The organism is Bradyrhizobium sp. cf659 (assembly GCF_900113725.1).
Lineage (GTDB): Bacteria > Pseudomonadota > Alphaproteobacteria > Rhizobiales > Xanthobacteraceae > Bradyrhizobium.
On the sequence record NZ_FOQJ01000011.1, the window covers coordinates 16,701 to 37,385 of the forward strand.

General features: G+C 65.3%; 17 protein-coding genes. 4 read left to right on the forward strand and 13 right to left on the reverse strand.

Annotated elements, in window-relative coordinates:
- Positions 1-63: 63 nt before the first annotated feature.
- Both BM118_RS31855 and BM118_RS31860 read right to left on the reverse strand, forming a co-directional pair.
- On the reverse strand, positions 64-639 hold the full coding sequence (locus tag BM118_RS31855; protein WP_283806386.1) for a cupin domain-containing protein: 576 nt from the start codon (positions 637-639) through the stop codon (positions 64-66).
- Between the two features lie 469 nt (positions 640-1,108).
- Positions 1,109-2,035 (reverse strand): c-type cytochrome, encoded by a 927-nt coding sequence (locus BM118_RS31860; protein ID WP_092190733.1) that lies wholly within the window; start codon positions 2,033-2,035, stop codon positions 1,109-1,111.
- 154 nt (positions 2,036-2,189) lie between these two features.
- On the opposite strand from BM118_RS31860, the gene BM118_RS31865 reads away from it, so the two are divergent.
- Positions 2,190-2,609, forward strand: coding sequence for a CHRD domain-containing protein (locus BM118_RS31865; protein ID WP_092190735.1), 420 nt, complete (start codon positions 2,190-2,192; stop codon positions 2,607-2,609).
- Between the two features lie 96 nt (positions 2,610-2,705).
- Here the strand turns inward: BM118_RS31865 and BM118_RS31870 are convergent, their stop codons facing one another.
- The 4 genes from BM118_RS31870 to BM118_RS31885 all read right to left on the reverse strand — a co-directional run bounded on the left by BM118_RS31870 (position 2,706) and on the right by BM118_RS31885 (position 7,774).
- Positions 2,706-3,989 carry a cystathionine gamma-synthase family protein gene (locus BM118_RS31870; protein ID WP_092190737.1) on the reverse strand — a complete coding sequence of 428 codons (1,284 nt, stop codon included), beginning with the start codon at positions 3,987-3,989 and terminating at the stop codon, positions 2,706-2,708.
- A 303-nt stretch (positions 3,990-4,292) separates the two neighbouring features.
- The gene (locus BM118_RS31875) at positions 4,293-4,739 is read right to left on the reverse strand and encodes a c-type cytochrome (protein WP_092190739.1); all 447 of its coding nucleotides are present in this window, start codon (positions 4,737-4,739) and stop codon (positions 4,293-4,295) included.
- A gap of 161 nt (positions 4,740-4,900) precedes the next feature.
- On the reverse strand, positions 4,901-7,210 hold the full coding sequence (locus BM118_RS31880; protein ID WP_092190741.1) for a xanthine dehydrogenase family protein molybdopterin-binding subunit: 2,310 nt from the start codon (positions 7,208-7,210) through the stop codon (positions 4,901-4,903).
- Between the two features lie 288 nt (positions 7,211-7,498).
- Positions 7,499-7,774 (reverse strand): DUF1127 domain-containing protein, encoded by a 276-nt coding sequence (locus BM118_RS31885; protein ID WP_092190743.1) that lies wholly within the window; start codon positions 7,772-7,774, stop codon positions 7,499-7,501.
- 562 nt (positions 7,775-8,336) lie between these two features.
- Here BM118_RS31885 and BM118_RS31890 point away from each other — a divergent pair.
- A complete protein-coding gene (locus BM118_RS31890) occupies positions 8,337-9,737 on the forward strand; it encodes a DUF1963 domain-containing protein (protein WP_092190745.1) in 1,401 nt (466 codons plus the stop codon).
- 52 nt (positions 9,738-9,789) lie between these two features.
- Here the strand turns inward: BM118_RS31890 and murJ are convergent, their stop codons facing one another.
- The 5 genes from murJ to BM118_RS31920 form a co-directional block, all read right to left on the reverse strand.
- Positions 9,790-11,316 (reverse strand): murein biosynthesis integral membrane protein MurJ, encoded by a 1,527-nt coding sequence (gene murJ / locus BM118_RS31895; protein WP_092190747.1) that lies wholly within the window; start codon positions 11,314-11,316, stop codon positions 9,790-9,792.
- 226 nt (positions 11,317-11,542) lie between these two features.
- On the reverse strand, positions 11,543-12,694 hold the full coding sequence (locus BM118_RS31905; protein WP_177234878.1) for a DegT/DnrJ/EryC1/StrS family aminotransferase: 1,152 nt from the start codon (positions 12,692-12,694) through the stop codon (positions 11,543-11,545).
- A gap of 51 nt (positions 12,695-12,745) precedes the next feature.
- Positions 12,746-13,750 carry a Gfo/Idh/MocA family protein gene (locus BM118_RS31910; protein WP_092190753.1) on the reverse strand — a complete coding sequence of 335 codons (1,005 nt, stop codon included), beginning with the start codon at positions 13,748-13,750 and terminating at the stop codon, positions 12,746-12,748.
- 184 nt (positions 13,751-13,934) lie between these two features.
- Positions 13,935-15,347 carry a mannose-1-phosphate guanylyltransferase/mannose-6-phosphate isomerase gene (locus tag BM118_RS31915; RefSeq protein ID WP_177234879.1) on the reverse strand — a complete coding sequence of 471 codons (1,413 nt, stop codon included), beginning with the start codon at positions 15,345-15,347 and terminating at the stop codon, positions 13,935-13,937.
- Positions 15,348-15,354: 7 nt separating this feature from the next.
- Entirely contained in the window at positions 15,355-16,344 is a 990-nt protein-coding gene (locus BM118_RS31920; RefSeq protein ID WP_092190757.1) for an SDR family NAD(P)-dependent oxidoreductase, read from the reverse strand.
- Between the two features lie 212 nt (positions 16,345-16,556).
- On the opposite strand from BM118_RS31920, the gene BM118_RS31925 reads away from it, so the two are divergent.
- Both BM118_RS31925 and BM118_RS31930 read left to right on the forward strand, forming a co-directional pair.
- Entirely contained in the window at positions 16,557-17,516 is a 960-nt protein-coding gene (locus BM118_RS31925; RefSeq protein WP_092190759.1) for a lysylphosphatidylglycerol synthase transmembrane domain-containing protein, read from the forward strand.
- The gene (locus BM118_RS31930) at positions 17,513-18,532 is read left to right on the forward strand and encodes an MraY family glycosyltransferase (protein WP_092190761.1); all 1,020 of its coding nucleotides are present in this window, start codon (positions 17,513-17,515) and stop codon (positions 18,530-18,532) included. The genes BM118_RS31925 and BM118_RS31930 overlap by 4 nt, the downstream gene beginning before the upstream one ends.
- On the opposite strand, the gene BM118_RS31935 is transcribed toward BM118_RS31930, so the two are convergent.
- Together BM118_RS31935 and BM118_RS31940 are read right to left on the reverse strand one after the other, a co-directional pair.
- Positions 18,520-19,467 carry an NAD-dependent epimerase/dehydratase family protein gene (locus tag BM118_RS31935; RefSeq protein ID WP_092190763.1) on the reverse strand — a complete coding sequence of 316 codons (948 nt, stop codon included), beginning with the start codon at positions 19,465-19,467 and terminating at the stop codon, positions 18,520-18,522. The two genes, BM118_RS31930 and BM118_RS31935, sit on opposite strands and share 13 nt — an antisense overlap.
- On the reverse strand, positions 19,464-20,684 hold the full coding sequence (locus BM118_RS31940; protein ID WP_177234880.1) for a glycosyltransferase family 4 protein: 1,221 nt from the start codon (positions 20,682-20,684) through the stop codon (positions 19,464-19,466). The genes BM118_RS31935 and BM118_RS31940 overlap by 4 nt, the downstream gene beginning before the upstream one ends.
- Position 20,685 lies beyond the last annotated feature (1 nt).

The following is a 20,685-nucleotide window of genomic DNA, read 5'->3' on the forward strand; positions in this document are numbered from 1 at the left end:
ACGCCCTGCTCCAGTTTTCGCCACATGCATGAAATTCATGCAACGTGAACCTGATCGCTCGGCTCAGTGAACCTGCGGGGTGTTGACCCAGACGATCCGCGCTTCGTCCGGCCCGACGTTGCGATAGCTGTTGGTCAGATACGCCTTGAAGAAGAAGGAATCGCCTGCCGTCATCAAATAGGTGGTGTCGTCGATGGTGAGCTCGATGGTTCCGGACACGAGATAGCCCACCGCCTCGCCCTGATGGGTGATGAGGTCGATCTTCTCGCCTCCCGGGGCCACCACGTGCACGTTGGCTTCGAGCAGATTGCCGGCGGCTACCGGCACCAGCCGCTCATACACGACGCCCGTGCCGCCGCGCAGCGCGTCGACAGGCACCTTGAGCCGATCCTCGGGCTTCTGCACCAGCTTGTATTCGTCGATCCTCAGACCAAAGAACGAGGCCATGTCGCGGTCGAGCGCGTCGACCATCTTGGCGAGCATCGGCAGCGACGGCATGACCTTCCCGGCCTCGATCTTGGAGATCATGCTCTCGTCGCACCCGACGACCTGCGCCAGGTCTCGCATGCGCAGGCCCTTGGACAAGCGGGCGCGCCGGAGACGCGGACCAATATTCAAAGTGCCGTTTTCAGAGCTCACGCAGCGTTTTCCAGCGATTTGGACCGGGCAAATGTATGCATTATAATCACATGATTTACCAGCATGTTGAGGCAAATCCAGAGGGGACGTTGGGAGACCGGGCGCTTCGCCCGCGTAAAGGCGAGGCTCGCCCTCGAGGCGGCACGCAAGAGTCGTTGGCTTCCATCGTCGAGGGGTCTTGGTCTCGCCAACGTCAACCGCTTTGCCTCGAGCGGCTGCCCATCAAGTCAAGGGCCCGCGAGCCAAGTCAAACAGGCCGGGTGCGCGAGCGGTAACTTGCTGGGTCAGGTTGTGGCCCGAAGGCTAGGTGCCGCGATGTCCGCTCCCGCGCCGCTGTTCGGGGAGAAGCAGACATCAGGTGGTCGACTCGCAGCAACCGACTTTATGAGTACGCCCCTAGCTGCCCGGAATCGACGCAAGCAATGGATGCTGGCGGATCCCTGCGTGCCAATCGGGGGAAGGACCGGCCTCAGGCGCCACCCTCCTTGCGTTTCGGGCGCGGCGGACCATCCACCGGCGGCAGCGACTTGACGTAATCCGCCATCGCCGCGATGTCCTCGTCCGACAATTGCGAGGTGTTCTTGATCACACGCGTCATCGCGCCGCCGACGCTGTCGCCGTCGGGCAATTCGCCGGTCTTCAGGAGATAGGCGATATCCTTCGCGCTCCACTCGCCAAGGCGCTTTTGCGTGACGTTCGGCACCCATCCCTCGCCTTCCGGATTGGGCCCGCCGGCAAAGCGCTGCGCGGCGATAATGCCGCCGAGCGGATTGCGCGGGCTGTGACACTCCGCGCAATGGCCGAAACCGTTGACGAGATAGGCGCCGCGATTCCATTGCGGCGACTTCGCACCGTCGGCGACGAGCGGCTTGCCGTCCATGAACAGCAATTTCCAGATGCCGACATTGCGGCGGATGTTGAACGGAAACGGCAGGTCATGGTCGCGCACCGTGCCGGACACCGGCGGCAGCGTCTTCAGATAGGCGAAGAGATCGCGAACGTCCTCCACCTTCGCCAGATGGTAGGATGTGTAGGGAAAGGCCGGGAAGTAGTGCTTGCCCTCGGGCGACACGCCGCGCATCACGGCACCGACGAAATCGGTCTCGCTCCAGCGCCCGATGCCGTCGGCGGGATCGGGGGAAATGTTGGGCGCATAGAACGTGCCGAATGGCGAGCGGAGCGCCAGGCCCCCGCCGAGCCGCAGGCGGTCGGGCTGGTTGGGCACGGCATGGCAGGATGAGCAACCGCCGACGTTGAAGATCGCCTGCCCGTTGGCGAGATCCGGCGCGCGGGATGGCAACGGCACGGCCGATGCAGCCGGCGCGGTCAGCCACCAATAGACGCCGAAGCCTGCAACGGCGGCCATCAGCATGACAAGAATTGTTCGTCGCAGCATCGAGGTATCCCATGGAGATCAGGCGAACTTACGGATTCGGCGGCGGCCGCTCCAGCCACGAATAATTTAGATGGTTTGAGCCCGATCCGGGAATAAACTCAAACGCGCACTGTTTGCAGGTTAATAGCGATCAGGCGTCAACAGGGAGAGACACATGAACAGAGCCCTTTTTGCCACGCTGGCACTCGGAGCTGCCGTCGCGTTCGCCGCGCCGGCCAGCGCGGAGAAACTGAAAGCGACGCTGAACGGCAAGTCCGAAGTGCCCGCCACCACCACCAGCGGCACCGGAACGGCCGACCTGGACTATGACGCTGCGAGCAAGAAGCTCTCCTGGAAGGTGACCTATTCGGGCCTCTCCGGCCCTGTCACCGCCGCTCATTTCCATGGGCCCGCCGAGGCCGGCAAGAACGCCGGCGTCTCGGTCGCGATCCCGAATGCGGCGTCGAGCCCGGTCGAGGGCTCCGCAACGCTGACCGATGCGCAGGCCGCCGATCTGCTGGCCGGCAAGCTCTACGTCAACATTCACACGGCGGCCAACCCGGGCGGCGAGATCCGCGGTCAGGTGACGAAGTAAGCTTTGACGGCGGCTTCGTCGGCGAAGGCCGGGTGCTGGAGGGGGCGCCCGGCCTTTTCGATTCAAGAGAAGCATCTGAAATCAGTGGCCCCGAGCTTAAGCCGCACTCAGCGCCTGCGCGAGGTCGGCGATCAGATCCGACGGATTCTCGATGCCGATCGACAGCCGGATCGTGGAATCGAGAACGCCGATTTTCTGGCGGATGTCGGCGGGAACGCCGGAATGGGTCATCGTCGCAGGCAGGCTGGCAAGGGACTCCGTGCCGCCAAGGCTCACCGCAAGCTTGAGGATTTGCAGCGCGTTGAGGAATTTGACCGCGGCTTCCTTGCCGCCGACGATGTCGAACGAGAACGTCGAGCCCGCCCCCAGGCACTGCCTTGCGAACACGCGTCCGGCCGGCGAGGCCTCTTCATGGTGACCGAGATAGTGGACTTTCGCCACCTTGTCGTGATCGCGCAGGTAATCCGCGACGAGCCGCGCATTCGCATCGGCTTTTTCCATCCGCAGGCTCAGCGTCTCGAGCGAGCGGTTGATCATCCAGCAGGAATGCGGATCGAGCTGGGTGCCGATGGCGCCGCGCAGCGCCTTGATGCCCTTCATGATCGCCTTCGCGCCGAGCGCGGCGCCCGCGATCAGGTCGGAGTGACCGCCGACATACTTCGTCAGCGAGTACAGCGAAAGGTCGGCGCCGTGCTCGATCGGCCGCTGAAACACCGGGCCGAGCAGCGTATTGTCGCAGGCGATGATCGGCGTGTGTCCCTGGGCCTTTCCGATCGCATCGGCGATGCGGCGAATCATCGCGACGTCGACCAGGCCGTTGGTCGGGTTGGCCGGGGTCTCGATCAGGATCATCGAAACCCGGCCCTTGCGCATCGCCTCCTCCGAGGCCTGCTGGACCACCGTCTCGTCGATGCCGTCGGCAAAGCCGACGGCGCCGATCGACAGGCGCGCAAGCGTGTTCGTCAGCAGGGTTTCCGTCCCGCCATAGAGCGGCTGCGAGTGCAGGATGACGTCGCCGGGGCGGACGAAGGCGAGGATCGTGGTCGCGATGGCCGCCATGCCGGAGGAGAACAGCGCGCAGCTCTCGGTGCGCTCATAGACCGCGAGCCTGTCCTCGACGATTTCGCTGTTGGGGTGGTTGAAGCGCGAATAGACCAGGCCCGCGCCCATGCCTTCCGGCGGCTCGCGCCGGCCGGCGACGAAATCGAAGAAGTCCTGCCCGTCCTCGGCCGTCCTGAACACGAAGGTCGAGGTCAGGAACACCGGCGGCTTGATGGCGCCCTCCGACAGCTGCGGATCATAGCCATAGGTCAGCATCAGCGTTTCCGGATGCAGCATATGGTTGCCGATGTGGGTCTTCGACGGGAACGGTTTGACCATGGCCTGTCTCGCTGTTCTTGATTGAGGTGCTCGTCGCGCATTGGAGCCCTCGCGATGGTGAAGCAATCAGAATCGGACGCGCTGGTTCCGACAGCTCACATCAACGCCGCGGCGGCTGGAGTGAAGATAGCTGCTCCGACAGCGATCCGTCAGGCCTCGCGAACAGTATTTCCTGTCCGCTCCACACCGACGCAAAAAGGGCGGCCGCTTTCGCAACCGCCCTTTCGATCCGTATCAGCCCATCATCGGGCGGCGCTTCGCGCCGACCCGTTGGCTCCATCCGGCTACGAACCTTTATTTCCCTCAGCCGTTCTTCACACGAAACGTCTCGTGGCAGCCGCCGCATTCCTTGCCGACGGCGGGGAAATTCGTCTTGAGCGAATCCAGGTCCTTGATCTTGCCCTTGGTCTCGCTGACGACCTTGGCGAAGCTCGCGATCTTCGCGTCGAAGCCGGCCTTGTCCTCCCAGATCTTCGGCGAGGCGCTGTAGTCGCCCTCGGGCTTCACGCCCTTGGCGCTGGCCGGAAACAGGTTCGGCAGCTTCTTGGCGGTATCCTCGAACTGCGCCAGGGCGCTATCCACTGTCGCCTGGTCGTAGGGCTTCTCGCCCTTGACAATCGCCGACACCGCGCCGGCGTTCTTGCCGTTGCCCTTCATGAGGGTCTGGACCTCCTTGACGGAGTCCTGCTGCGCCCAAACCGCGCCCATGCCGAGCAGCAGCGCGCCCCCAACGACCAACACTCGCTTCATTCGCAAAATCCCTTTCCCTGATGCAGGATCGTGCCGACCCCTCAATGGGCCAACACCGCTTGGCAGATTTCATTCCATCCAAAGCGAGACGATAAATCGTCGCACTTTGGATGATTGGTTGGCATGATTTCCCCGCAAACGCGTCCCGCGTCTGCTCGATATCACAGGCTGTGACGGCGGCGGTGCTCGCTGATGGCGATCCACACCCGCTCCGGGGTTGCCGGCATGTCGATGTGGTCGATCTTGTACTCGCGCCAGAGCCCGTCGACGATGGCGTTGACGACGGCCGGACAGGAGCCGATCGCGCCGGCCTCGCCCGCTCCCTTCACCCCCAGCGGATTGGTCTTGCAGGGGACGTTGTTGGTCTCGAACACGAAGGCCGGCCCGTCCGCTGCGCGCGGCAGCGCGTAGTCCATGAAGGTCGCGGTGATCAGCTGGCCGTCGCCCGCACCATAGACCACCTGCTCCATCAAGGCCTGGCCGATGCCCTGCATGGCGCCGCCATGCACTTGCCCGGCGAGCAGCAGCGGGTTGAGCGTCTTGCCGAAATCGTCGACGATCACGTAGTTGACGATCTTGATGATGCCGGTGGCCGGATCGATCTCGACTTCCGCCAGATGCGTACCGTTCGGATAGGTGCCGTCGGCGCTGGCGAAGGTCGCGCTGCCGTTCAGCTTCGACGGATCGGCGCCGGGGCGCTTGGCGAGGTCGGCGAAGGAGATCGAGCGGTCGGTGCCGGCGATCCGGATCACGCCGTCGGTGATCTCGAGGTCGCCCGCGCTCGCTTCCAGCGCCTGCGCTGCGAACTCCTTCAGCTTCTTGCCCAGATCACCCGCAGCGCGCTCCACGCAGACGCCGCCCGTGGGTATCGAGGCCGATCCGCCCGTGCCGAGACCCGTCGCGATCTCGTCGGTGTCGCCCTGGCGGATATGCACGCGCTCCGGCGGCAGCCCGAACTGCTCGGCGACGATCTGGGCATAGGCGGTCTGATGGCCCTGCCCGCTCGATTGCGTGCCGATCAGGACGGTGACGTCGCCATTGGGATCGAGGCGGACGTTGGCCGTCTCCTCACCCATCACGCCGCAAATCTCGACATAGCTCGCAAGGCCGATGCCGCGGATCAGGCCGCTCTTCTTGGCCGCCTTGGCGCGCTTGGGAAATTCCTTCCACTCGGCGATCTCCATCGCGCGCTTGAGATGCGCGGCGAAGTCGCCGGAATCATAGACCTTGCCCGTCGCGGTCTTGTACGGCAGAGCCTTCGGCTGGATGAAATTCTTGCGGCGGATCGCATCCGGCGTCATGTCGAGCTTTCGCGCGCAGGCATCGACCAGGCGCTCGATGACATAGGCCGCCTCGGGCCGGCCCGCGCCGCGATAGGCATCGACCGGCACGCTGTGGGTGAAGATGGTGCGTACCCGGCAATGGAAAGCCTGGATGTCGTAGAGGCCCGGCAGCATGCCGGCGCCGCCATGCGGAATGTAGGGCCCGAAGGTCGACAAATAGGCGCCCATGTCGCCCATCAGGTCGCAATCCATCGCGAGGAACTTGCCGTCTTCAGTCAGCGCCATCTTCGCGGTGGTGACGTTGTCGCGGCCCTGCGCGTCGCCCATGAAATGCTCGGAGCGGTCGGCCGCCCATTTCACCGCCTTCTTCAGCTGCCGCGCCGCAACCGCCATCAGGGCGTATTCGCGGTACGGAAACAGTTTTGTACCAAAACCACCGCCGACGTCGGGGCAGATCACCCGCATCTTCTCGGTCGGGATGTTCAGCACGTTCTGGCAGAGAATGTCGCGCAGGCGATGGCTGCCCTGGCTGCCGACCGTCAGCGTCAGATGGTCGCGCTTGGCGTCGTATTCACAGACCGCCGCGCGCGTCTCCATGAAGCTTGCGACCACGCGCGGATTGACGATGGCGATTTCGGCGACCGCATGCGCCTTGGCAAAGGCGGCTTCGGTCGCGGCCTTGTCGCCGATCGAGACGTCGAACAACACGTTGCCGGGCTTGTCCGGCCAGACCTGCGGCGCGCCCTTCTTCACGGCATTGACGACGCCGGTCACCGCCGGCAGCGGGCTCCATTTGACCTCGATCGCCTCGATCGCGTCGCGCGCCTGGTCGATGGTCTCGGCCACCACGAAGGCAATGGAATCGCCGACATGGCGCACTTCATCCTTCGCGAGGATCGGGTATGGCGGGCCGGTGAAGGGATCGGTCTCGAGATTGAACAGGCAGGGCAGATTGCCGAGATCCTTGACGTCGTCGGCGGTCAGAATCAGCGCGACGCCAGGCAAGCCGCGGGCGCGGCTTGCATCGATGGTGTATTTGGCATGCGCGTGCGGCGAGCGCAGCATCAAGCAGCGGAGCGCCGCCTGCGGCGCGTAATCGTCGGTATAGCGGCCCTTGCCGCGGATGAGCGCGTCATCCTCCTTGCGCAGCACACTTTGGCCGACGCCGAACTTGATGGGGGCTGCCATTTTTTTCTCGTCCCGTCCTATGGTTGTTTTGCCGGCATATTGCCGTGGAAAAAGTGGCAAGGCAAACGGGTTTAGCCATGCACAGCCCGCGAAGACGCGCCCGGCGCCTCGCCCGTCAAAGCGGGATGCGCCGAAAAGTCCGCAGCTTGGTCATTTCCCTGTGAAGAACGGTCCGGTTGATGGCATGATAGTTGCCGAACTCGTCCCGCAGTGCACTCCTAAAAAGAGCTAGTCGCGCTGACTCCCGCTTGTTCGCAAAGCGCATCTCCGCTTCTAACGGTTGATCACTTACATCACCCCTCGGCTCCATAGGGCCGTGGCGCGATCTCTCAGCGTATCGATAGCGCGTTCCGGCGTGATGTAGTCGATCTCGCCGCGCGTCAGGCCGATATCCATCAGCTCCCTGTCACTCAGGTCCTGCAATGTGACCGTGGGGCTCCGGCGCCGCTCTCGAAACGCGCGCCAGTATCGCTTGAGCAGGCTCAAGACGATGGAGAGGTCGCGGCGAAGCCGCGCGGCGTCGACCTCCGTCTCGCTTGTGATGTTCGTCTGTTGGGGTGGCATCGGATGCTCCTGCTTTTTTGTGCCGGCAGGGAGCGTGGCCAAAGAAAAGGCCCCGTCCGATGCCGGCGGGGCCTTGGTGGAAAGATGTCGTCGTCGAAATCCTAGCGCACGACTCCTTCCACGGCCCAGCCGAAGCGGGTCATGTGGTTGCGGTTGACGGTGCGCGAGCATTTAATCATGGGACGCATGTACCACAGCGATTGCGAGATATCAAGGGATGTGCGGAGGCCGGTTGCATCCTGGAGGCGAGCCCCCTCATGCTGGTGACGTTCCAGGCGCGCGCGAATACTTCGCGAGACCTACGGCTGCCAAAATCGCCAGGGTCACTTCGTCCCGGTAGTGCATCGCGCCCAGCAAAGAACCACTGAAGCGCAGATCGGCCAGAAGGGGCTGCGAGAATGAGGCCGGTCACCAGGAATTTGGAAGCGACACAAGTCGGGCACGGTCCACCACAAGCCCGTCACGACGCAGGACGGATAAGGTGCACTGCAATCTGAGGATGCTTTGTTAATCGATTGTAGCGTAATGACATGCCAACTCCTGGTTGAACAGGCCGATTGCGATGAGCTTTCTCAAGAACTCGCTTGGCAATCCTTCGCGCTATCGGAAGGTGGCGAGCGACGAGGACATACGCGCCCTGCTGCACGGGACGGCCGAGGAGTCGGTTGCCTTCAAGCATCAGTTCCCGCCGCGTTTCCCGATCGCCGGTCGCACCTATTTCGGCGGGCTGCCGACGGTCCCGGCGGATTTTCGCTGGCCCCGCGCACCGGGCGGCACGCCCTTCACGTTCATGGCGCAAGTCGATTGTTCGGAGCTTCCCGACTTCAGGCTGCGCAAGTTCCTGCCCGACAGCGGCGTGCTGCATTTCTTCGTGAATTGGGACCTCTTCAACGGTTTGCTTGAAGCCCAGTGCTGGCCGAACCAGGTCATTCTCAGCCGCGGCGCTGCCGAGCCTTGGGGTGAGGCGGCTCCGCCCGCCGATTTGCCGCCATGCTATGGAGCCGGGAACGCGGGATACCATTTTCCCTGGCTCAGATATTCCTTGGGCACCTATCCGAGGACATTCGCCAAGAAGGCCGTGACAATGGGCCTGCTCCGCAACTTCACCGAGGAATGTCCGCCCGAAGTGGACGATGCATGGACCTCGCGATACCAGGAGCTCTGGGAGCACGAGCAGACCGCGGAGCTCGCTCGCTTCTATGGCGACCCAGTCATCGCAGCGCAGCTCCCGCAACCGACAAGTGAATCTCCAGTCCGGCGAACGGCCGTTCAGCGACCGACCGCAACGTTTCCCGCCGCCTGGATCGATATCGAGATTTTTTGCGGCCTCCTGATCAAATGGCTGATCGAAACAGGCGCCAGACAACTCGACCGCGGCAAGAATGCCGGCGGCATCCCGTGGCCTCCAGACGCGGCTTCCGTCCGGACGGCTTATGACGATGCAACGACGAGGTCCCACGCTTGGATCGGGCAGGCGCGCAGTGCCGGACTCATTAACGCCGTGCCGGAGGCAGACCGGACGGCCTTCTGGAGTTGGCTCGAGGATATGAACGCTGCAACCGTCGACGAAATATCCGACATCAGGGCCGGTCAGCGACTGAACGAGTTGCTGTGGGAAGCAGTGCGCGCCAGCGCCCACATCCTACTGTCGGCGGGTGAAGCCGCGTCGTCCATGGTACCGGCGGAGATGATGGGGGAGTTGCAGATGGAGCACAGCGTGCTGGTGGCGGGCAGATGGCCTCGCCCGTCCGGGCGCCACCAGATGCGCGGTGCCGGCCGCGACGTGCAGGGCGCACCGCGCGAGGCGCTCGCAGCGGGCGACGTGTTGCTGCTGCAGCTCGATAGCGATTGGTCCATGCCGTGGATGATGGGCGATGTCGGCGTGCTGCAGTACTGGATTTCCGTGGGCGATCTTCGCGCCGGGAGATTCGACCGGGTACGCGTCACCCTCGAAGGGCACTGACCACCCCTCGCCGATGCCCAAAGGGATATGACGACAAACTTATTGGGACGGCCTAGCCGCGCACCAGCGAGACCAGCCAGCGGCGGCCGAACAACGCGAGAATCGCGACCGCGTAGACGATCGTGCCGCCGACCGCGAGCAGCACTAGCATCAGCTCATCGTGGAAGTGCATCGAGGCCAGGTAAGAGCCGCTGAAGCGCGCGATCAGCCAGAAAGCGGCAGCCAGGATCAGTCCGGTCAGCAGGAATTTGGCAAGCGACATCAGCCAGGCGCGGTCCGGCACGAGAAAGCCGCGCCGCACGGCGAAGAACAGCACCAGCAAGAGATTGGTCCAGACGCCGACGGCGGTTGCAAGCGCAAGGCCGATCTGGGCGAGCGATCCCATCAAGGCGAGTTTCAGGGCGACGTTGACCGCGATACCGGTCAGCGAGGCGCGCACCGGCGTCGCGGTGTCCTTGCGGGCGTAGAAGGTTGCGACTGCGCTGCGGATCAGCACGAAGGGGATCAGGCCGATGGCGTAGGCCGCGAGCGTGGCGCCGGCGGCGGCGGCATCGGCCTTCGAGAACGCGCCGCGGGCGAACAATGCGCGCATGATCGCGTCGGGCACGGTGATGAAGGCCGCGACGAAGGGCACCGAGAACAGCAGCGTGAAGTCGAACGCGCGGCGCTGCGCCTTCATCGCGCCGTCATGGTCGTTGGCGGTGATCCGCCGCGACATCTCCGGCAGCAGCACCGTGCCGATGGCGATGCCGATGACGCCGATCGGCAACTGGTTGAGGCGGTCGGCGTAATACAGCGCCGAGAGCGCACCCGCAGGGAGGAAAGTCGCGATGATGGTGTCGGCGAACAGCGCGACCTGCGTGCCCATCGAGCCCAGCGTCGCAGGTCCTAACGCCCTAAAGAAGCCGCGGACGTCTTCGTCGAGCTTGAGTGGCGCAAAGCGCGGCAGGCCGCCATGGCGGGCGAGATCGCCCGCGAGCAGGAAATACTGGAGGAAGCCCGAGATCAGGACGCCCCAGGCGGCGGCGTGGCCCGCGGTCGGAAACCAGGCGGCGAGCGCCAGCGTCATCATCATCGCGACGTTGAGGAAGATCGACGCGGCCGCGGCACTGGCAAAGCGCTGCATCACGTTGAGCATGCCGCCATAGAGCGTCACCAGCGTGATCAGCAGCAGATAGGGAAAGGTGATCCGGGTCAGCTCGATCGCGAGCTTGCGCTGCTCGGCGTCTTCACCGAAGCCGGGCGCAAGTAAGCTCATGGCCTGCGGCATGAACAGCCAGGCGGCGATCAGCAGCACGATTTGCGAGGCCAAGAGCAGCGTGAAGATGCGGTCGGCGAACAGTTTTGCCGCCCCCTCCCCGCGCTCGCCATGGACATGCGCATAGGCGGGCACCCAGGCCGCGTTGAACGCACCCTCGGCAAAGATCGCGCGAAAATGATTGGGCAGCCGCAGCGCCACGAAAAAGGCGTCGGCCACCGGGCCGGCGCCCAGGATCGCCGCGAGCATGATGTCGCGGGCAAATCCCGTCAGCCGCGAGAGCAGCGTGTAACCACCGACTGTGAAGATACGTCCGAGCATGCGTCTGTTCTAAAGACTTATCGGACAGAGGTCGATTGCATCTTGCGATGCGCATTGCTGTGCCCTCTCCCCTTGTGGGAGAGGGCAGCGCCGCGAGTAGACACAAATTCATTGGGGTGAGGGGTCTCTCTCCGTGCATTCCGTACGGAGAGAGACCCCTCACCCGTCTCGCCGCTTTGCGGCGAGCCACCCTCTCCCACAAGGGGAGAGGGTAAGAACGGCGAAATCAGCCCGCAATCGCGCCGCGCACGGCGGCGATGATTCGCTCCTGGTCGGCTTCGGTCAGGTAGGCGTGCATCGGCAGGCTGATGACGTCCTGCGACAGGCTCTCGCAAGCAGGCAGGCCGCCCTCGGCGACCGGATACTGCTTGTAGGCGGTCTGCTGATGCATCGACTTGCCGTAATAGATCGCGGTCGGCACGCCCTGGGCCTTCAGCGCGGCAGCAAAGCCGTCGCGGTCGGTCCCCTTCGGGAGGCGGATCGTGTACTGCGCCCAGACCGAGGTGTTGCCCGGCGCCAGACGCGGCACGGTGACGACGTTGGACAGCCCACGCGCGTAGCGCTCCGCAACCCTGTTGCGGGCGGCGATCTCGTCGTCGAAGATCTTCAGCTTCTCGATCAGGACCGCGGCCTGCATGGTGTCGAGCCGGCCGGTCAGGCCGAGGCGGACGTTGTCGTATTTGTCCACGCCCTGCCCGTGCACGCGAATGCTGCGCAGCTTAGCTGCGAGCTCGTCGTCGTCGGTCAAGATCGCACCGCCGTCGCCGAAGCAGCCGAGCGGCTTTGCCGGGAAGAAGCTGGTGGCGGTGGCGAGCCCGAAGGTGCCGAGCTTGCGGCCCTTGTAGCTCGCGCCAAAACCCTGGGCGGCGTCGTCGAGCACGAACAGGCCTTCGGCCTTGGCGATCTCGGCGATGGAATCGTGATCGGCGGGCTGGCCGAACAGGTCGACCGGAATGACCGCGACGGGCTTGAGGCCGGCCTTGCGTGCGGTCGCGATGCCGCGCTTCAGCGATTCCGGGCTCATGTTGAAGGTCGCCTCGTCCACGTCGACGTAAACAGGCGTCGCACCGGTCCGCGCCACCGGCGAGGCGGTTGCGATGAAGGTGAAGGACGGACACAGCACGGCATCGCCGGGGCCGACATCCTTCGCCATCATCACCATCAGGATCGCGTCGGTGCCGCTGGCGCAGCCGATGACGTGCTTGGCGCCGCAATAGGCCGCGAGCTGCTTCTCGAGCTCGGCCACTTCAGGGCCGTTGACGAACTGGCAATGGTCGAGAACGCGCTTGACGGCGGCATCGAGCGAGGCGCCGAGCCGGCGGCGCTGCGAGCCGACGTCGATGAAGGGAATGGGTTCGGAGCGCAGATGCTGGTTCATGGCGCCTTGCTGATTGTCCTGCGAAGTTGGAGAAGCCGACATGGATGGAGATCAGCCGGCGACGCGGCGCGGAGCCTTGCGGGCGGGCGACGTCGCGGCGGGGCGCGACGGCGTCTCCAGGCACTGCGTGGCGATCTCGAGGCTGGCGACGCCTTCGTCGCCGGTCACCGCCGGCGTCTCGCCGTGGCGCACGGCCTTGAGGAACGCGATCAGCTCGGCGCGCAGCGGCTCGTCGTGGCCAACCGGCAGATGCCGCATCGAATAGCTGCCGTCGGGCTTGAAGCCGAAGCACTCGGTAACCTGGCGCGTCAACAGATCGCCCATCACGTATTTGCCGCGGGTCGCGACCGTGACGCTGCGCGCCTTGAACGGCGTCAGCCAGTTGGTGTTGATGTGGGCGAGCACGCCGTTGGCGGTGCGGAACTGCAAGAGCGCGATGTCCTCGCGCTCGGCGACCGCGCTCGACAATTGCGGCTGCACCTCGACGATGTCGGATTCGGTGAACCAGCGGATCAGGTCGATGTCGTGCACGGCAAGATCGATGACGACGCCGACATTGGACATGCGCGGCGGGAACGGACCGACGCGGGTGATCGCGATCGAGAGGATGTCCTCGCCCGCGATCGCCTGCTTGACGGCGGCGACCGCCGGATTGAAGCGCTCGACATGGCCGACCATCAGCGTGACGCCGGCCTTTTGCGCGGCGGCGACGATCTCGCGGCCTTCCGCGACCGTGGAGGCGATCGGCTTCTCGACCAGCACGTGGATGTTCTTGGCGATGCAGGCGAGCGCGACCTCGTGATGCAGATGGGTCGGCGCTGCGATGGTGACGGCATCGACGCCGGCGGCGAAGAGCTGGTCGAGCGTCTCGAAGCCCTGGCAGTTGGCAAGCTCGCTGGTGCGCGTCAGGTGCGCCGGCGAGGGATCGACCACGCCGACGAGGGTGACGCCGGGAAGACCCGCGAGCACGCGCGCGTGGTTGCTGCCCATCACGCCGGCGCCAATGACGCCGACGCGCAAGCCTGCCTTGGCAGGTGCTGACCCTTTGGAACTCATTTGAGCAAACCCCGATTCAACGCAAATCCCCGGGCCGCTTCTAGCACGGGCGCCACATTTGTGGCGAATGCACAGCTTCCGGTCCGGACACGATTTGATTCAAAAAGTTACACGTTCCCCGGGCCTTAAGCCGCTGAAAGATACCGCTCTTTCGGCCCGGGTCGCGTGATTCGGAGTCTGCTGGTTACGACCTTTGATAGTCGTCTTCAATCCGGATGATGTCGTCTTCCCCCAGATAGCTGCCGGTCTGGACCTCGATGAGCTCCAGCATGATCTTACCGGGATTCTCCATCCGGTGCACCGCGCCCATCGGGATGTAGATCGACTCGTTCTCGTGCACCGTCTTCACGGTCTCGTTGACCGTGACCCGGGCGGCACCACGCACCACGATCCAGTGCTCGGCACGATGATGGTGCTTTTGCAGCGACAGCCGCCCGCCGGGCTTGACCACGATGCGCTTGACCTGGTGACGCTCGCCATTGTCGACCGACTGGTAGCTGCCCCAGGGCCGGTGCACCTTGAGATGCTCCTCGGTGACCTTCGGCGCGACCGCCTTGAGCTTGGTCACCAGGCGCTTCAGGCCGTTGGCATCCTTCTGGCGCGACACGAGGACCGCATCAGCGGTCGCGACCACGACGAGATCGTCGACGCCTTCGAGCGCGACCAGCGCGGCATCGGTGGTGACGTTGCAGTTGCGGGAATCCTCGAACACGGCGGCGCCGTGCGCGGCGTTGCCTAGCGCGTCCTTCTCCGACAATTCCCACACCGCGTGCCAGGAGCCGACGTCGGACCAGCCGCATGACACCGGCACGACGGCCGCGCGCGCGGTCTTCTCCATCACCGCGTAGTCGATCGAGATCGCCTTCGCCGAACCGAACGCCTCGGGCTCCAGCGTCACGAAGCCGAGGTCGCGGCCGGCGTTGTTGACCGCATTGGAGACCGCCTCCACGCTGGCCGCATCGACCTTGCGGTATTCGTCGAGCAGGACGGTCGCCGGGAACATGAAGTTGCCGCTGTTCCAGAGATAGCCCGAACTGACGTAGTCGGCCGCCTTCACCGCGTCCGGCTTCTCGACGAAGCGCGCAACCGCGTGCACCTCGCCGGAGATCACCTCGCCCGGGCTGATATAGCCGTATTCGGTCGCCGGCCGCTCCGGCTTGACGCCGAAGGTGACGATGCGCCCGGCGCTCGCGGCGGTGAGGCCTTCGCGGCAGGCCGCGACGAAGGCGGCTTTGTCCTGCACCACGTGATCGGCGGCGAGCGCGAGCACGATCGCATCACTGGCGCGGTTCTGCGCGAACACCGCGCCCGCGGCGATCGCGGGGCCGGAGTCGCGCCGCATCGGCTCGAGGATCACGTCGGCCTCGATGCCGATCTCGGCGAGCTGCTCCAGCACCATGAAGCGGTAGGACGCATTGGTGATGACGATCGGACGATCGAACAGCGAGGCGTCCGAGACGCGCAGCAGCGTGTCCTGGAAGGTCGAGCGCGAGCCGAACAGCGGCAGGAACTGTTTTGGGCGCACCTCGCGCGAGGCCGGCCACAGCCGCGTGCCGGCACCGCCGCACATGATCAGGGGGATAATGCGTTTGTCCATCGTCATCTCAAACCTTGAAGTAGTCCCGATACCAGGTGACAAAATTACGAACCCCGTGCTCGATCGGCGTTGACGGTGCAAAGCCGGTGTCGCGCATCAGGTCCTCGACATCCGCGAACGTTTCCAAAACGTCTCCCGGCTGCATCGGCAGCAATTCTTTGATCGCCGTCCGACCCAGCTCCTGCTCCAGAAGTCCGACGACATGCATCAGCTCCTCGGGGCGGTGGTTGCCGACATTGTAGACCTTAGACGGCGCATTTGCGGCAGCCGGGTCATCGGCGGGCACCCGATCGATCAGCTTGGACACGACACGGGTGACGTCGTCAATATAGGTGAAGTCGCGGCGCATCCTGCCATGGTTAAAGAGCCGGATCGGCCTCTCCGCCATGATGGCGTTCACGAACAGAAACATGGCCATATCGGGCCGTCCCCACGGGCCGTATATGGTAAAGAAGCGCAAGGCCGTGACCGGCAGCCGGTAGAGATGGCTGTAGGACTGCGCCATCACCTCGTTCGCCTTCTTGGTCGCGGCGTAGAGGCTCACCGGATGATCGGTCCGGTCCTGCACGGCAAATGGCAGTTTTGTGTTGGCGCCGTAAACGGAGGATGACGAGGCGTAGACCAGATGATGGCAGCCGTTGTTGCGGCAGCCTTCCAGCACGTTGAGAAAGCCCTGGAGATTGGAATCGGCGTAAGCCTGCGGATGATCGATCGAGTAGCGCACGCCGGCCTGGGCGGCCAGATGTACGACCTTGGCAAACCGGTGTCGTCCGAACAGCGCTGCGATCGCCTCGCGGTCGGCAAGGTCAGCCTTGACGAAGGAGAAGCGGGAATCGCTGCACAACAGCTCGAGCCGCGCCTGCTTCAGCGCCGGGTCGTAATAGCTGTTGAGATTGTCGAGCCCGATCACGGGCCGGCCTTCGGCGAGCAGCTGCCGGGCGACGTGAAAGCCGATGAAGCCGGCGGCACCCGTGACCAAAATCGCCTGATCCGTCATCCTGTTCCCAAGGGGACCTCTGGCCCGCGCCGCCTCTTTAGCCGGTATCGAGGCGGTCGCAATAGCCCCGCCGTACGTCATAACGGCCGTTCATAACCGCTCTTCGTCACCGCTATTGCAAGATCGGCGCCAAAACCATACCAAAGCGGCCTAATTCGGCGCCTCGCGTCGGGTTGCCTCAAATCTTCGCAAACCCTGCTCATGCGGACGAGATGCGCCGAATCCTGCTGTCGACGGCCAAAATCCTGATTTCCGCGGCGCTGCTCTACCTGGCGCTGCGCAAGGTCGATCTGACCGAACTGTTGTCGCGCTTCACGGTGACCAGCCTGTTCTGGATCGGGGTCGCGATCGCCATCATCTTCCTGCAGATCTTCGTCGGCGTGCTGCGCTGGCGGGAGATCAGCGCCGAATGCGGCGCGCCGCTCGAGCTCGAGCGGGCCATGCGCTACAACGTGATCGGATCCTTCTTCAACCAGACCCTGCCATCGGCGATCGGGGGCGATGCGGTGCGGCTGTGGCTGGTCGCGCGCGCCGGCGCCGGATGGCGTGCGGCCACCTACTCCATCTTTGTCGATCGCGCGATCGGCCTCATCGCGCTCGCGATCCTCATCGTCGCGAGCCTGCCCTGGAGCTACACCCTCATCACCGATCCGCACGGTCGCTCGGCATTGCTGCTCGTCGACCTTGCCGCGCTCGCGGGCGGCCTCGGCTTCCTGGTCTTCGGCGCGCTGAAATGGCGCTGGCTGAAGACGTGGTGGGCCACCCACCACATCCACGCCTGCGCGGTGATCGCGAACCGCGTGATCTTCAGCCGCAGGCGCGGGCCGATCGTCGCGATCCTGTCGCTGATCGTGCATGTGCTCGCCGCCGTCGTCGCCTGGTGCGTCGTGCAGTCGATCGCCGCTCCCGTCCGCTTCAGCGACGTCTTCCTGCTCGTGCCGCCGGTGATGCTGATCACGATGATGCCGATCTCGATCGCCGGCTGGGGCCTGCGTGAAGCCACCATGGGCCTGGCGTTCGGCTTCGCGGGACTTGCCGCAAGCGAGGGCGTCAATGTCTCGCTGCTGTTCGGCGCCGTGTATTTCATCGTCGGCGCGATCGGCGGCCTGGTCTGGGTCCTCAGCGCGGAGAAAGCCGCGCAAGGGTCGGCCCCGCTCGGAGTGCCGGAGTGAACCCGGCCGCCGACACGCTCGCCGCCGCACCCTCGCTGCTTGCCGTTGCGATCGCCGCGCTGGTGTCGGCCGTCATCACCTGGAGCAGCCGTCCCCTGCTCCAGCGCTACGCGCTGGCGCGGCCCAACGCGCGGTCCTCGCACCGCGTTCCGACCCCGCAGGGTGCGGGCATCGCGGTGATATCAGCGACGCTGCTGGTCGCATTGGCCTGGGCAGCCTGGGCAAACGTCGCGATCCCGCCGGCGCTGATGGCTGCGACGGTCTTGATCGCCCTGGTGGGATTTGCCGACGACATCGTCTCGCTGCCGGTGCTGGTTCGGCTCGTGCTGCAAGCCGCCGCCGTCGGCGCCGTCGTGTTCACCGCGCCCGAAACGGCGCGCATCGTGCCCGCGGTGCCGCTCGCGCTGGAGCGCGGCCTCGTCCTGCTCGCCGGAATCTGGTTCGTGAACCTCGTCAATTTCATGGACGGGCTCGACCTGATGACGGTCGTGGAAGTGGTGCCGGTCACCGCGGCGCTGCTGCTGCTGGGATGGCTCGGCGAGCTGTCCTGGCCGGCCGCACTGCTCGCCACCACCCTGTGCGGCGCCATGCTCGGCTTTGCGCCGTTCAATCGTCCCGTCGCGAAGGTGTTTCTCGGCGATGTCGGCAGCCTGCCGATCGGCCTTCTGCTCGGCTGGTGCCTGCTGGAGCTCGCCTGGCACGGGCAGCCGGCCGCGGCGCTGCTGCTGCCGGCCTATTACCTCGCGGATGCCACCATCACGCTGTTTCGCCGCATCGCCCGCCGCGAACAATTCTGGTCGGCGCACCGCTCGCACTTTTACCAGCGCGCGACCGACAATGGCTTCAAGGTCCCGCGCGTGGTCGGCGAGGTGTTCGCGCTCAATCTCGTGCTGGCACTGCTGGCGATCGTCACCGTGCGCGCCGCTTCGATGCCGGTCACGCTGCTCGCGCTGCTCGCAGGCGCGATCGCGGTCGGCTTCGTCCTGCGCCGCTTCTCCCGCCCTCAGGCGTCCTGAGCCGACAGCGCGAGCCGCAGGCCCTCGTCGAGGGAGACCTGCGGCTCCCAGCCGGTTGCGATCGCCTTGGAGATGTTGAGCTCGAGCGAGCCGATCAGGCTGTCGTGCGTATCCTGCCGTCCCATCACGCTGAGCAGCGTGCCGAGCAGGTCCGGCGGCACGCTGAACAGCCGCGGGCTCTTGCCGGATGCTTTCGCCAGGCGCTCGATGAATTCGGGCGTCGAGACCTGCTCCCGGTCCGCCACCAGGAAGATCTCGAAATTGCTGGCGGGGTCGGGATGAGCGAGCCGGCGCAGGATGAACGACGACAGGTTCTGCACGGCCAGGAAGGCGCGGTGATTGCGGATCGCGGCAAAGGGCAGCGGCAGCCCCAGGCTCACCGCGCGCGTCAGCAGCGCGAAATTGCCCTTGGCGCCCGCGCCATAGACCAGCGGCGGCCTGATCACCGAGATGCTCATGACGCTGTCGCGCGCCAGCGTCCTCAAGCCCGCCTCCGCCGCGGCCTTGGACATGCCGTAGAAGCCGCGCGGCGTCAGGATGTCGTTCTCGCTGAACGGCGCGCGGCCCTCGTTGCTGCGGCCGTGCACGAGAACGGTGCTGACGAAGATGAACTGGCGCACGCCGGCCGCCGCCGCGCAGCGCGCCAGATGCAGCGTGCCGGCGATGTTGACGTTGCGGTAGAGCTGGACCGCTTGCTCCTCGTGCTTGTGGTGCACGCGCGCGGCGAGATGGACGACGGCGTCGACGCCTTCGAGCGCGGCCGTCCAGTCGGTCTCAGGACCGATCGTTTCAATCACGACCTCGTCGTCGGCCCCCGTCAGACTGCGTACGGCGCGGCGGACCGACCACCCCTCGCGTGCGAGGGCGGGCACGACATGACGGCCGACGAAGCCGCTCGCTCCCGTGACCAGCACGACCGGTTTGCGTTCGCTCATCGTTGCTCCGAAAGATCCGGGTTGCGCAACAATTCGTCGACCAGGGCGGCGTAGGCGTTCATCGCGGTGGCGCGGTCGAACTTCGATGCCGCCTTCACCGCGCGCTCCGCCATGGCGCCGTCGTCGGAACGGGACGCCGCGCGGATCGCCTCGGCGAGCTGGTCGGCGCGGCCCGGCGTCACGACCCAGCCGAGCCCGTTCTCCACCACCGTCAACGCGGCTTCGGCCTCCGGCTCGGACACCAGCACCACGGGACGGCCGACCGCAAGCAGATTGTAGAACCGGCTCGGCACCGACACCCCCGCAACGTCCTTCCGGTACGGAATGATCCAGAGATTGGCAGCCGCCAGGAACGCCTCGAGCTCGGCATCCTCGACCCGTGCCACGAAGGAGACATTGGGCAGGTTCGCGGCCGCCTGCAACTGCTTCAGCCGCGCAAAGCCGATGCCCCAGCCGGAGAGCAGGAAGTGAATGTCCGCCTCGTCCTTCAAGAGGCGCGCCGCCTCGAACACGATCTCCGGATCATGGGTGAAGCCGAGATTGCCCGACAGGCCGACGACGAAACGCGCGGAGAGCGGCTCGCGGAACGGATTGTCCGGCGACAGCGGGCGCGGCCCGGGCGCGAGCGTCGCCCAGTTCGGGATGAAACGGATCTTGTTCCGCGTCATGCCGGCATAGCTCAGCAACGGCCGCTCCGCATCGCGGCCGATGGTGATGACGGCATTGAGCGCGCGGAACATCAGGCCGTTGGCGAAGCGCATCGTCCGCGTCACCATCGAACCGGGCTTCAGCAGGCCCGCCGTCACCAGCACGTCGGGGAAGAGGTCGTGCAGGATCAGCGCCGAGCGGGCGCGCTTCAGCCTTGCGGCCGCCGCGACCGCGTAAGGCAGCATGAACGGCGCGGTGACGGTGACCACGACGTCGCCGGGCCGGAGCTCTCGCATCAACGCAAGGAACGTGCGCGCCGCGAACAGCAGTTCGGCCGCGCCGCGCCGCACCAGCGCCGCCTTGCCGGTCATGCGGTTCTTGATGGCGACGATCCGCGGCTTGCCCGCGCCGGTCTGCGCCGCCGGCAACGCGCCGGGCGAGCCCGACAGCACGATGACCTCGTGGCCTGCGGCGAGACGGCAGGCGATCTCGGCCATGATCGACGCCGTCGTGCTCGGATCCGGTGGATAATGCTGGCTCGCAACGACGATCTTGCCGGGAGACTGCATG

Coding starts and splice junctions, on each gene's coding strand:
- BM118_RS31860 (WP_092190733.1), bottom strand. CDS start 2,035: ATGCTGCGACGAACAATTCTTGTCATGCTGATGGCCGCCGTTGCAGGC.
- BM118_RS31865 (WP_092190735.1), top strand. CDS start 2,190: ATGAACAGAGCCCTTTTTGCCACGCTGGCACTCGGAGCTGCCGTCGCG.
- BM118_RS31870 (WP_092190737.1), bottom strand. CDS start 3,989: ATGGTCAAACCGTTCCCGTCGAAGACCCACATCGGCAACCATATGCTG.
- BM118_RS31875 (WP_092190739.1), bottom strand. CDS start 4,739: ATGAAGCGAGTGTTGGTCGTTGGGGGCGCGCTGCTGCTCGGCATGGGC.
- BM118_RS31880 (WP_092190741.1), bottom strand. CDS start 7,210: ATGGCAGCCCCCATCAAGTTCGGCGTCGGCCAAAGTGTGCTGCGCAAG.
- BM118_RS31885 (WP_092190743.1), bottom strand. CDS start 7,774: ATGCCACCCCAACAGACGAACATCACAAGCGAGACGGAGGTCGACGCC.
- BM118_RS31890 (WP_092190745.1), top strand. CDS start 8,337: ATGAGCTTTCTCAAGAACTCGCTTGGCAATCCTTCGCGCTATCGGAAG.
- murJ (WP_092190747.1), bottom strand. CDS start 11,316: ATGCTCGGACGTATCTTCACAGTCGGTGGTTACACGCTGCTCTCGCGG.
- BM118_RS31905 (WP_177234878.1), bottom strand. CDS start 12,694: ATGAACCAGCATCTGCGCTCCGAACCCATTCCCTTCATCGACGTCGGC.
- BM118_RS31910 (WP_092190753.1), bottom strand. CDS start 13,750: ATGAGTTCCAAAGGGTCAGCACCTGCCAAGGCAGGCTTGCGCGTCGGC.
- BM118_RS31915 (WP_177234879.1), bottom strand. CDS start 15,347: ATGGACAAACGCATTATCCCCCTGATCATGTGCGGCGGTGCCGGCACG.
- BM118_RS31920 (WP_092190757.1), bottom strand. CDS start 16,344: ATGACGGATCAGGCGATTTTGGTCACGGGTGCCGCCGGCTTCATCGGC.
- BM118_RS31925 (WP_092190759.1), top strand. CDS start 16,557: ATGCGCCGAATCCTGCTGTCGACGGCCAAAATCCTGATTTCCGCGGCG.
- BM118_RS31935 (WP_092190763.1), bottom strand. CDS start 19,467: ATGAGCGAACGCAAACCGGTCGTGCTGGTCACGGGAGCGAGCGGCTTC.
- BM118_RS31940 (WP_177234880.1), bottom strand. CDS start 20,684: ATGCAGTCTCCCGGCAAGATCGTCGTTGCGAGCCAGCATTATCCACCG.